Source organism: Fulvivirga aurantia, from assembly GCF_009711475.1.
GTDB lineage: Bacteria > Bacteroidota > Bacteroidia > Cytophagales > Cyclobacteriaceae > Fulvivirga > Fulvivirga aurantia.
This window is the reverse complement of the sequence record NZ_SMMD01000868.1, coordinates 1-12,281: the sequence shown is the minus strand read 5'-3', so window position 1 is coordinate 12,281 and position 12,281 is coordinate 1. Positions and strand designations below refer to the sequence as shown.

Annotated in this window: 13 protein-coding genes; 9 read left to right on the top strand and 4 right to left on the bottom strand. The window is 40.4% G+C overall.

Annotation, left to right across the window (positions count from 1 at the left end; translation table 11 throughout):
- Together E1176_RS20740 and E1176_RS13755 are read left to right on the top strand one after the other, a co-directional pair.
- Positions 1-417, top strand: a 417-nt coding sequence (locus E1176_RS20740; RefSeq protein WP_185152807.1) for a hypothetical protein, incomplete at its 5' end; no start/stop codon positions are given.
- A 93-nt stretch (positions 418-510) separates the two neighbouring features.
- A complete protein-coding gene (locus E1176_RS13755) occupies positions 511-1,599 on the top strand; it encodes a bifunctional transcriptional activator/DNA repair enzyme AdaA (protein WP_155211209.1) in 1,089 nt (362 codons plus the stop codon).
- On the opposite strand, the gene E1176_RS13750 is transcribed toward E1176_RS13755, so the two are convergent.
- Positions 1,589-3,013: a sensor histidine kinase gene (locus E1176_RS13750; protein WP_155211208.1), complete on the bottom strand. Its 1,425-nt coding sequence runs from the start codon at positions 3,011-3,013 to the stop codon at positions 1,589-1,591. The two genes, E1176_RS13755 and E1176_RS13750, sit on opposite strands and share 11 nt — an antisense overlap.
- A gap of 76 nt (positions 3,014-3,089) precedes the next feature.
- Positions 3,090-4,073: a DUF1028 domain-containing protein gene (locus E1176_RS13745; protein WP_155211207.1), complete on the bottom strand. Its 984-nt coding sequence runs from the start codon at positions 4,071-4,073 to the stop codon at positions 3,090-3,092.
- 380 nt (positions 4,074-4,453) lie between these two features.
- On the opposite strand from E1176_RS13745, the gene E1176_RS13740 reads away from it, so the two are divergent.
- From E1176_RS13740 to murB, 5 genes are all read left to right on the top strand, one after another.
- On the top strand, positions 4,454-5,293 hold the full coding sequence (locus E1176_RS13740; RefSeq protein WP_155211206.1) for a prephenate dehydratase: 840 nt from the start codon (positions 4,454-4,456) through the stop codon (positions 5,291-5,293).
- Entirely contained in the window at positions 5,290-6,438 is a 1,149-nt protein-coding gene (locus tag E1176_RS13735) for a pyridoxal phosphate-dependent aminotransferase (RefSeq protein ID WP_155211205.1), read from the top strand. The genes E1176_RS13740 and E1176_RS13735 overlap by 4 nt, the downstream gene beginning before the upstream one ends.
- A 10-nt stretch (positions 6,439-6,448) precedes the next feature.
- Positions 6,449-7,330, top strand: a complete 882-nt coding sequence (locus E1176_RS13730) for a prephenate dehydrogenase (RefSeq protein WP_155211204.1) — start codon at positions 6,449-6,451, stop codon at positions 7,328-7,330.
- 4 nt (positions 7,331-7,334) lie between these two features.
- Positions 7,335-8,432, top strand: a complete 1,098-nt coding sequence (locus E1176_RS13725; protein WP_155211203.1) for a chorismate mutase — start codon at positions 7,335-7,337, stop codon at positions 8,430-8,432.
- A gap of 64 nt (positions 8,433-8,496) precedes the next feature.
- Complete coding sequence (gene murB / locus E1176_RS13720) at positions 8,497-9,519, top strand: UDP-N-acetylmuramate dehydrogenase (protein WP_155211210.1); 1,023 nt, start codon at positions 8,497-8,499, stop codon at positions 9,517-9,519.
- A 68-nt stretch (positions 9,520-9,587) separates the two neighbouring features.
- Here murB and E1176_RS13715 read toward each other — a convergent pair whose 3' ends face one another.
- The gene (locus E1176_RS13715) at positions 9,588-10,292 is read right to left on the bottom strand and encodes an SDR family oxidoreductase (RefSeq protein WP_155211202.1); all 705 of its coding nucleotides are present in this window, start codon (positions 10,290-10,292) and stop codon (positions 9,588-9,590) included.
- Between the two features lie 207 nt (positions 10,293-10,499).
- Between E1176_RS13715 and E1176_RS13710 the strand changes: the two genes are divergently transcribed.
- On the top strand, positions 10,500-11,228 hold the full coding sequence (locus tag E1176_RS13710) for an MlaE family ABC transporter permease (RefSeq protein WP_155211201.1): 729 nt from the start codon (positions 10,500-10,502) through the stop codon (positions 11,226-11,228).
- On the top strand, positions 11,225-11,977 hold the full coding sequence (locus tag E1176_RS13705) for an ABC transporter ATP-binding protein (RefSeq protein ID WP_155211200.1): 753 nt from the start codon (positions 11,225-11,227) through the stop codon (positions 11,975-11,977). Before E1176_RS13710 ends, E1176_RS13705 begins: the two co-directional genes overlap by 4 nt.
- A 2-nt stretch (positions 11,978-11,979) precedes the next feature.
- On the opposite strand, the gene E1176_RS20735 is transcribed toward E1176_RS13705, so the two are convergent.
- A partial coding sequence (locus E1176_RS20735) for a hypothetical protein (RefSeq protein ID WP_185152806.1) occupies positions 11,980-12,281 on the bottom strand: 302 nt, incomplete at its 5' end.

Sequence of the window (12,281 nt, the reverse complement as noted above, 5' to 3'; positions counted from 1 at the left end):
TATTTTAATAAAGCCTATAAAAGAGGAGCGACTTATTCGTTGAAATTGGCATCCTTATCTAATGAAAACGACATGTCCCTCGCAGCTGAGGGCAAAGCACTTGATGACATCAAATACTTTGCTTTCGGTACAGGAATGGCTACCGAGGCAGATGGATATAAAGCATTATATATCAGAGATAAAGCCAATCATTATCTATTCTATGAAAATGAAAACTACACCCGTGTAAGCTTAATAGACCGCGAGGATGATTTTCTTAAGCTACAATTTAATATTGACGAAATATACATCGATGGCACACCTGTCTCTTTTGAAGACTCTGGTGTAGAGAAATTGTACTTAGTTATTCATAATGACCTTAATCTTGACAGGATAGCTGACAGAGGAGAATTGTACAAAGTCATTGTGACCTTGTAATTAACTAAATAAAAAATTGCCTGTTCATTTTTCGGTAGCACCAGTTTTAATGGCATACTAGTTTTGTATTAACTTTAACTATTGCCAAACGCTATGCTTACGTTCGAAGAAAAATACAATGCCATCGTCAATAAGGATGTATCCTATGAAGGTGTATTTATCACTGGGGTAAAAACCACCAACATTTTCTGTAGACCAATTTGTACGGCCCGGAAACCCAAACCTGAGAACGTGAGGTTTTTTGAATCAGTGCAGGAGGCTATGCAACATGGCTTCAGGCCTTGTAAAGTATGTAAACCTCTTGAGCCTCTTGAAGCAACACCTAAAGCTTACGAGCAAATCATCAAAGAGCTAACTCAAAAGCCTTATTTGCGTTTAAAAGATCAGGATTTAAGAGTTCGAGGGATTGACCCAGCTACCATCAGAAGATGGTTTAAAAAGCATCATAATATCACATTTCATGCGTTTCAGCGCATGTTGCGCCTCAATAATGCCTACAGGCAAATCTCTAACGGTGAGAAAGTAACTGCTACAGCTTATGACAGCGGCTTTGAATCTCTAAGTGGTTTTGGTGAGAGCTATCAGTCCATTTTCGGCAGCTCCCCTACTCAGTCAACTGGTACCGGTGTCATTGTAATCACAAGATTTACAACCCCATTAGGTCCCATGTATGCCTGTGCTACTGATGACGGCATTTGTCTGTGTGAGTTTACCGACAGGCGGATGTTAGAAACAGAATTTAAAGACTTAAGGAAAAGGCTGAATGCAGTGATTTTACCTGGCACAAATCCACATCTTGAGCAATTACAAGCTCAAATGTCGGAATACTTCGAAGGCAAAAGACAAACTTTTGATCTACAGCTTCTTACGCCCGGTACAGATTTTCAAAACGAAGTATGGAAAATACTGCAGAAAATCCCTTATGGTCAAACAGCCTCTTACAAAGAGCAGGCGATCAAGCTCCAAAGACCTGAGGCTGTAAGAGCGGTAGCATCGGCTAATGGTCACAATCGGGTGGCAATTGTTATACCCTGCCATCGAGTGATTGGTAGTAATGGGCAACTTACCGGGTACGCAGGTGGTTTGGCGCGTAAGCAATGGTTACTTGACTTTGAAAGAAAAAACGCAGGTAATCACATCGATTCTGAAAGTAAGAAAAGCTTAAAACACGCTAATCCATGATCGTGCGGGCATCTGGTATAGTAATGCGAAATTCTGTCCCCACATTTAGTTCGCTATCCACTTCTACAGCACCGCCCATCTTATCGATGGCTTCTTTTACTATGTAGAGACCCAAACCAGATCCGCTTCCCTTCTCTGAGGCTCTAAAAAACATATTAAATAGTTTATCTTTTGAATCCGCATCTACGCCTTCACCGTTGTCAGTTACTTTCATGCGGGCAACACCGCCATCTATTTTTACCTCAAACTTCACAAAACTTTGCTCCTTTTCAAGGTCAGAGTATTTTATGGCATTGGAAAATAGGTTGTTGAGTATGATCTTAATTCTGCGTATATCAGCATAGAATTCATCTCCAGAGACCTTAACCTCTGTCTTGATTTTCTCAACGTTATCCATAAAGTTGAGTGCTTCAAATGTCTCGGCAAACTCTTTCTCAAAATCAATTTTATCAGGTTCTGCTACGAGTCTTCTGTTTCTTGAGTAGTCAACAATATCTTGTATAAACCTATCCATACGCAATAGACTGACCCGCTGGCGCTCTACCAGTTCTAAAACTTTTTCCCGATCCTCCTCTAGCTGTATGATATGTACAAGGCCTAACAATGAGGCAATCGGAGCTCGTAAATCATGAGAGGCACTGTATACAAACTTATCGAGCTCTTCATTAATCATTTCAAGCTCTTTGTTTTTTTCCTGTAGCGCGAGTTCAGCTTCCTTTCTCCGTGTTATATCTCTTACAATCGCCTGTATATACGTACGATCTCCTATTTCTAACCTATTGAGAGATACTTCGGCATCGAACGGAGTACCATCATACCTGATGTGCTTCCACTCAAAGAATTGTTTTTCACCTGCCAGGGCAGCTTCTATTTTTTCCAATGCTGCTAACTCAGACGGTTTGCCATCGGGCTGAAAAGGTGGGCTAAATCGATCTGGAGTTTCTCCCAGAATTTGATTTCTATTACAACCGTAAATCCTTTCGGTTGATTTGTTTACATCTACAAAGGTTTTGTGATCCATTAAGAAAATGGCATCATCTGCAAAATCGAAAAGCGTTCTAAACCTTTTCTCACTTCGCAATATTTTGTTTTCGGCCTCTCTTCTTTCCGTCAGATCCTGCCATAACATTAAAACGCCTTTATCCTCTTCATTTAAAGGGATTGGCCTGTATTTCATGTCATAGATGGTGCCATCAAGCTCCACCTCCCGATCAATTATCTGACCGGCCATCGCCTTATCTATATCATCTATTACACCTGTGTAGCGTTTGTAGGTTTCGTATACCGACTGACCAGTAGCTGCTTTGTTACGCAGCCTCATAGTAAGATACCTGGCACCTTCCAGAGATAAAATAGTACCGCTCGCATCTATTAGTTGTATAACTACATTTGAGCCCTTTGCAATTCCAATCATTTAGAAAAATAAAGTAAGTCCGAATCGGTAGAAAACCGACAAATCACCAAAAAAATAGCCTTAATGTTCAATGTCATCAAAGTGCGAGTAACTGATCGATCTCTTCTTCGCTCAACTCTAGCAAACCTGCTTCGGGCAGTCGTCTGGTAAGTTCGCGCCAGTTTTCATCTCTTGCAAAAACTCTTTTTAAAATAGGTTTTGCTTTTTCCAGCTCCCCCTGGTTGGCTAGAGTTATGGCTGTCCAATACTGCATTTCCAGATTATTTGGAAACATTTTTTGAGCCGAACCATAGGCAGCCATAGCCTTTTGCATGTCTCCATGTTCTACAGCAAGATCGCCATTATTCATGTGCTCATAAGCCCTATACACTTTAAGCAACCTTTTTAACTCCTCCAGCGGGTTTTCAGCATCCTCAACACTTAAATCAATCATCGGGTCATCCCAGATATTTTCTAGTTTCTCTCCTTGCACAACCAATAATGCAGCTGATTGTTTTCCTCTGATATCTCCACCTGCCTTTTCTGCTGCTTCTAGCACGGCCAGCATGCGTTCCGGTAGCGGTAAACCGTAGTTTAGCTCATAGGCATTGGCCATGGCAGGCCATACTTCATCGGTAAGCATCATATTTGCCTGTACAGAATAGTTGTCTCCTTTTATATGTCCCGCATATTTAATACAACTCTCCCCCGTGTGTGTGGCTACATTTCCTTCAGCATCTAAGATTGACACCTGTCTTACAGCGCGGCCTTCATCTGTAGCTAATAATATATCCAAAGCCTCCTGAGCTGTCTTGCCCTCTTTTATAAGTGCGAGCCCTCTTATACCAAAAGATTTATTCACGAAAGATTGCGTTGCCACTACACCTACTCCTGCCTCACCCCAGCTTACAACCCCTCCTACATTAAACCAGTGGCTCTGTACGGCTACAGCCATTTCTCCTGTGACCTCATCACGGGCCACAATAGAGTAAGTGTGGGCAAATGGACTTTCTACTTTATATAATTGAGCCTGACCAGTAACACTGATTACAAGCAAAAGAACTAGAATTAGATGCTTCATAAGGTTGGTTTAGTTTGGGTCCTCAAATTACACACCCGTAAATTTTATCAAAAACCTTTTGTCAAATAAAAATTTTTAATCAATCTTTAGACATTAATGAAAACGCAGAAATCTAATACAGCCAATTATAGTTTTTACTTTTTTTACTTTAAGTAATTAAAGGAGGCTATCTGTATCTAAAATATTTACTAAGCCTCCTGAAAATCAGGAGGCTTTTTTTATGCTTTTGCTTTTAATGATGAATACCGTAAGTCCATTCTTCTACAACTTTTATTACTTCTTTTATTACAAAAGAAGCAGGAGGACTATGTGATATTCTTTAAACGAATTTAACCACAAGAGTCCTCCGAAAGGGGACTCTTTTTTTTTGCTCAATAATTATGGAAGTGATAACAGGTAAAAAGTTAAAAATAGCCATTCAAGGTTATGAAGGTAGTTTTCATCAGGAAGCTGCACAAAAGCATTACCCTGAGCATATTGAGATTGTTCCCATGTCTACTTTTAATCAGTTGATCGTTAACACTCAAAACGGCAATGCAAATGAAGGAGTAATGGCGATAGAAAACTCTATCGCAGGTAGTATTTTACCAAATTATGCGCTTTTGGAGCAATCTGAGTTGCACATTGTTGGTGAGGTATACATCAAAATAGAGCAGCACCTGATGGCTCTGCCAGGTACAAAGCTTAGCCATATCAGAGAAGTACACTCTCACCCCATGGCCTTGCTACAGTGCGCTGATTTTCTCAAACAACACCCACGCATGAGGTTGATAGAAACTGCAGACACAGCATTAAGCGCAAAAAATATAGCTGAAATAAGAGATCACTCTATCGCTGCTATAGCCAGTAGTACTGCTGCCAACCTTTACGAACTTGAGATCATCGAACGCAACATAGAAACGGTAAGCAACAATTACACACGCTTTCTCATTTTATCGACTACACCTATTCAATTGCATGACGCTAACAAGGCTTCAGTGCGATTTACCCTCCCACATCGCCCTGGCAGCTTGTCAAATGTGATGCAGGTGATTACCGGGCATCATATCAATATTTCGAAAATACAATCGATACCTCATGTAGTCACTGAGTGGGAATATAGTTTTCATCTAGACCTTGAGTTTGACAGTATGGAACAATTTGAATCTTTAAAAACAGCACTAGCTACACTATGCACGGGATTAAGAGTATTAGGAATTTATAAAAATGGAAGAAAATGATTAAGCCCGCAGACAGACTTAATGCAATACAGGAATACTATTTTTCTCAAAAGCTCCGAGAGATAGCTCAACTCAAGGCTACAGGAAAAGATATCATAAACCTTGGTATAGGTAGCCCCGATCTACCTCCGCCTAAAAAGGTAATTCATCGACTTGCCACCAGCGCATCTGAGCCGGGCAATCATGGCTACCAAAGTTATAAAGGTATACCTGGCTTGCGTGAAGCTTACGCAGAATGGTACAAACGGAGTTACCATGTAAAATTAAATGCCGAAACTGAGATACTCCCTCTTATTGGCAGTAAAGAAGGCATTGTTCACATCTCCATGACTTACTTGCAGGCTGGTGATGTAGCGTTGGTTCCTAATCCAGGGTATCCTGCCTATGCTGCTGCCACTCAGCTTGCGGGAGCGGCTGTAGTAAATTATAACCTAACGGCCGACAATAATTGGATGCCCAACTTAGAAGAGATCGAGCAACACGACTTATCTAAAGTGAAGCTGATGTGGGTCAACTACCCCAACATGCCAACCGGAACACAAGCCAGTGACGAGCTTTTCAGGTCATTGGCTGCCTTTGGCGAGAAACACAATATTCTGATCTGTAACGACAATCCTTACAGTTTTATTCTGAATAAAAATCCTCAGAGCCTATTATCAAGTGGTCTAAGCCCGTATATACTCGAACTAAACTCATTGAGCAAATCACATAATATGGCTGGCTGGCGTATGGGGGTGATTGCCGCTCATGAAGAGCACATCAACAATATTCTTCGTTTTAAAAGTAATGTGGATTCCGGTATGTTTTTACCTATTCAGGAGGCTGCAATTGTCGCGTTAAAACAAGGCCAAATGTGGTTTAAGAAAGTAAACGATACCTACAGCCAACGTAGGGAGATTGTCTGGCAAGTACTTGATCAACTGAAATGCGAGTACAAAAATGATCAGGTCGGCATGTTCGTATGGGCCAAAGCACCAGACTCTGTCAATGATGTAGCCCAGTGGGTAGATGAACTACTCATCAAATACCAAATATTCATAACTCCCGGATTTATTTTCGGTAGTAACGGACAAAGGTATGTACGTATCTCCCTTTGCACACCAAAGACAAGATTAGAAGAAGCACTTAATAGAATTAAAATTTAAACATAAAAATATGATTATCACAGTAATAGGTACAGGACTAATAGGGGGCTCTATGGCGCTGGACCTTAAAAAAAGAAACATAGCCCAACAGATAATTGGTGTTGATAGCAACACCGAGCATATAGCCAAGGCCTTAGAACTAGGTATTATTGATGAGGTACTAGATCTTAAAGAATCAGCGCAGAAGGCCGATCTCGTTATCATAGCAGTTCCAGTAGATCAGGCGCCATCGCTTTTGAAAGAGGTATTAGATCATATTAAAGAAAACGCGATCGTACTGGATGTCGGGTCGATAAAGGCCAATATATGTAAAGTAGCAGATGCTCACGAAAAGCGGTCTCAATTTGTGGCCTGCCATCCGATTGCCGGAACTGAATATAGTGGCCCTGAAGCTGCGCACTACTACCTTTTCGATGGTAAAATCAACATCATGACTGATGTAGACAAGAGCAGTAAATCAGCGCTTAAAACCGCTACAGAAGTATTCGAAGCATTGAAAATGAAGAATATACATATGGAAGCAGAAGAGCATGACCGTCACATTGCTTATGTTTCTCATCTTTCTCACATCACCTCTTTTACATTAGGACTTACTGTTTTAGATATTGAAAAAGACGAAAAAAGCATTTTCAATATGGCTGGTAGTGGTTTCGCTTCTACTGTAAGATTGGCGAAAAGTTCTCCCGCAATGTGGACACCCATTTTTAACGAAAATAAAGAAAACCTAACCAGTGCCATCGATTCATTTATAGACAAACTCAATGACCTTAAGCAGATGATTGAGAGCGGAAATACCGGTGAGACTTATCGGGCTATTGAAGAGTCGAATCAAATCAAAAGAATATTGGATGGGATAGAATTGAAAAATCAGGCAGCCACTTTAAACAATTAAGACCATGAGTAAATTAACAGATATTTCACCCCTCAACACTTGGCTTCCTAACCTGGACAGACCGGTAATTATCAGTGGCCCATGCAGTGCTGAAACAGAGGAACAGGTAATAGAAACCTGTAAACAACTCGCAGCAACCAATAAAGTAGATATTTTAAGAGCAGGTATTTGGAAGCCACGCACGAGACCCAACAACTTCGAAGGGGTTGGTGCTGAGGGACTTAAATGGCTTAGAAAAGCTAAGGCCGTAACCGGGTTGCCGATAACTGTAGAAGTGGCAAATGCACAACACGTGCTTGAGGCTTTAAAGCATGGTGTCGACATTTTATGGATAGGCGCTCGCACCACTGTTAACCCATTTTCTGTACAGGAGATAGCCGATGCGCTAAAGGGTGTTGACATCCCAGTTCTTATCAAAAATCCGATCAATGCTGATTTACAGCTTTGGATTGGAGCTATTGAGAGAATTCACCAGGCCGGTATAAGTCAGGTAGGTGCGATACACCGAGGGTTTGCCAAATACGGTGAGAAAAAATATCGAAACACGCCTCAATGGCAGCTCCCTATTGAGTTAAGGAGACAAATTCCTGGCATACCCATAATCTGTGACCCTAGCCATATTGCCGGCAATAGAGAGTTGCTCTACGAAGTAGCTCAGGAAGCACTAGACCTCAATTATGATGGCCTGATGATCGAGTCCCACATTAACCCTGACAAGGCTTGGAGCGATGCAAAGCAGCAAGTCACTCCTCAAAAGCTTGCTGAAATGATCGACAAATTTGTGCTAAGAGAAGATGTAAGTGTTAAAGATGCTATACCGGGAGAACTGGAATCTTTAAGAAGCCAAATCGATAAATTTGATGATGAAATACTCTCTTTATTTGCACAACGCATGACAGTGGCCGAAGACATTGGACTCTATAAAAAAGCCAACAACCTTACCATTCTTCAAACCAAAAGATGGGAAGAAATCCTAAATCAGGTGTGTAGTAAAGGAGAAAAGCTTGGCCTAAGCCGTGAGTTTATTGAGAAGTATTTTAAGGCTGTACATCAGGAGTCAATCAATCATCAAAATAAAATCATGAATAGCAACGGGTCGTAAGAATATCGGCCATTTTTAAGCCTTTAATGCTGTATTTTTGGCATTTTATCGTTATTTCGCATCAATGCAGATAGAAAAGAACATTTCACTTAAGCCATATAATACTTTCGGCCTTGAGGCAAAAGCCAGATACTTTACCGAAGCTCAAAGTATCGAAGATCTACAAGCAATTCTTAAAACTTCAGAAGCTCAAGACAATGAGGTTTTGCTGCTTGGTGGTGGAAGTAATATATTACTTACCAAAGATTTTGACGGATTGGTCATTAAGATTGACATTAAGGGTATCGAACTGCAGCATGAAAATAACGAAGAGGTAGTTGTAAAAGTCGGTGCAGGCGAAAATTGGCACGAGTTTGTACTTGAAGCCATTAAAAATAATTGGGGTGGTGTTGAAAATCTATCACTTATACCAGGCACTATGGGAGCTGCGCCCATGCAAAATATCGGGGCATATGGTGTTGAGATCAAAGAGGTTTTTGATTACCTATTGGCAGTAAATCGCAAAACAGGCAAAGTTGAAAAATTCAACAACACAGATTGTCAGTTTGGTTATAGAGAGAGCATCTTCAAAAATGTAGTAAAAGGTGAGTACATCATAGCTGAGGTGGTTTTGAGACTTTCTAACAATGAACATAAGCTCAATACAAGCTATGGGGCCATTGCAGATACACTTAAGGAAATGGGCATCGATAAGCCTACCATTAAAGACATCAGCGATGCCGTAATCAAAATCCGCCAGTCAAAACTTCCAGACCCGAAAAAGATTGGCAACTCAGGTAGCTTCTTTAAAAACCCTACGATCGATAAGATAGATTATGAAGGTCTTAAAGCTGAGTTTAGCGATATCCCAGGGTATGAGCTACCTGAAGATAAAATTAAGGTACCTGCCGGTTGGTTGATTGAGCAATGTGGTTGGAAAGGAAAGAAAATTGGAGACATCGGTGTGCATGACAAACAAGCTCTTGTTTTGGTTAACCACGGAGGTGGCAAAGGTGAAGATATCTGGGATCTGGCTCAGGAGATACAGAAAAGCGTGGCTGAGAAGTTTGGTATTTCTCTTAACCCTGAGGTGAATGTTATTAGGTAATAGGGGTAAGTAAAAGCCGCAAGAGGTAGTAGTCTCTTCTTACGGCTCATATATTTTCATCTAACTAATTATAAATCTCCCAACTGAGGTCTAAGCACGAGCTCTTCTAGTACAGTGCGTTTAGATAAAACATAAGCCTGCCATATTGCTTCAGCCACGTCCTCGGCTTTCATAAAGCGTTCTTCCGGAATGTCAGCTCCTTCCCAACTGGCAGTATAAGTAGCTCCGGGCATCACTGAAGTAACTCTCACATTGTGCTCCTTCATTTCTTCTCTCAGTACTTTTGACATGCCCAACAAAGCATATTTAGAAATGCAATAAGAACCACCATTTACATAAGGCATAAATGAGGCCGTAGAACACATGTTGAAAATATGACCGCTTTTACTCTTTACCATTCCATCAATAAGGCCGCGTGTAAGTCTGTAGGCACTATATAAATTGGTATCAATCATTTTTTCAAGCATTCCCTCTTCTTCGCTATGCACCTGTCCGGGAATAAATACACCCGCATTGTTAATCAATACATCAACTTTTCGACCTTTTGCTTTTATAAACTGAATCAAAGCATCAATCTCTTCTTTTTTTGATACATCTGTGGCTTTCGTATAAATATCAACATCCAGCGCATCTTCAACCTCATCTTTGAGAGCGGCCAGGTCATCACTATTTCTGGCACAAACCACTACATCAAAATCATTTCTGGCAAATAGAAAAACCAATGCGCGACCAATGCCTTTGGTACCCCCGGTAATTACCGCAAGCTTTCTCATAATTAATTGTGTTTTAAAGAGTTAGATACAGGTAAATCAAAATGAAAGATCACACGGAACCATCTGCTAACTGACAGTTGGTGCATCTTATTCAATTTACTTACTAAAACAATTTTTATCTCAATCCTTTTATAATAATATTGCTAACTTTCAGCAAGGTGTTAAGGTAGATAAAACACCTATACGAGCAAAATCTAAAGCTAATTAATGGAAAGCCTCGGCAAGTATTTCATATTTCTTGGTTCACTTTTTGTCAATCGGGAAACTTTTAAAACGTACTTCAAACTCACAATCGATGAATGTGTCTCTATAGGTATAGGCTCTATATTTTTAGTATCGCTCGTTTCCTTTTTTATGGGTGCTGTTACCACTATTCAGACAGCCTATAATTTAATAAACCCTCTTATACCTGATTATGTAATTTCTTTGGTTGTGCGTGATATGACGATTCTGGAGCTCGCGCCAACAATCATAGGAGTTATTTTTGCTGGTAAAGTTGGCTCAAGTATGGCTAGTGGGTTAGGCACAATGCGTATCTCAGAGCAGATCGATGCCCTTGAAGTGATGGGTATCAACTCAGCGTCATATTTGGTATTGCCTAAAATATTAGGAACAGTTTTGATGTACCCAATGCTAGTGATATTAGCAGGCTTATTAGCAATGGCTGGGGGGTATTTAGCAGGAGTACTCACTGAAGTGATCACTGCAACAGAATATGTTTACGGCATGCGGTTCGACTTTAATGAATACACCGTCACTTTTGCCCTTATCAAATCATTTGTTTTTGCTTTTCTGGTAGCTTCTATTTCATCTTATAAAGGATACTATACCACCGGAGGTGCAGTGGAAGTTGGTCAATCGAGTACAGCAGCAGTTACGCAAAGCGTTATCGCTATCCTGCTAGCTGATTATCTTTTAGCTCAATTGCTGTTATGATTAAAATAGAAAATATAAAAAAGACTTTCGGAGATAAAGAAGTGCTTAAAGGCATCAGCGGCACTTTCGAGAAGGGAAAGCCAAATTTAATCATCGGCAGTAGTGGAACCGGAAAAAGTGTACTACTAAAGTGTATTGTAGGTCTTGTGAAGCCTGATGAGGGATTGGTTTACTATGGTGATAAAGAATTTACCCACGCAGACAGAGACCTTAAAACAGAAATAAGACGACAAATTGGAATGCTTTTTCAGGGTGGTGCTTTGTTTGATTCTAAGACGGTGGAACAAAATGTAATGTTTCCGCTGAATGTGCTCACAAAGATGCCTGAAGATGAAAAACTGGATCGTGTTAACTTCTGCCTACAGCGTGTAGGTCTCGAAAATCAAAACGATAAAATGCCTTCAGAAATAAGTGGAGGTATGCAAAAGCGTGTTGGTATCGCTCGAGCCATTGTAAATGAGTCGAGCTATTTGTTTTGTGATGAGCCTAACTCCGGGCTTGATCCACAAACCTCTATCCTTATCGATGAGCTCATTCTTGAAATTACCGAAGAGTACAATATTACCACAGTGGTTGTAACGCACGATATGAACAGTGTTTTGGGTATAGGTGAAAACATTATGTTTCTATACAAAGGCCATAAACTGTGGGAAGGTAATAAAGATGAGATTATGGATTCTGGTGTGAAGGAGTTTGATGATTTCGTTTTTGCCAATAAAGTAATGCGCAAGCTTAAGAAAATGGATTGAGTCTAAAACAATGCACTCACCTGTACCCTACCCACATGTATGGTATCAGCATCTTCTGATTTTCTACCATCATAGCTAAGATTCAATTGCAAACCGGATAAGATTCTTTGCTGCCAGTTTAATGACCACGTGATATTACGCCCCGGTCTTAGCGCATTTAGCAAGTCGTAGCCAATAGGCGAGTTTTCATTTCCTGTAAAGTCGATCTCAGACCATCGTAACTGAGCGTTTATCGAACTTTTAGCAGCTTTATTTATTCTAACCTCCCCGATTATTTCATTGAAAAATGAAGACTCATTAGATT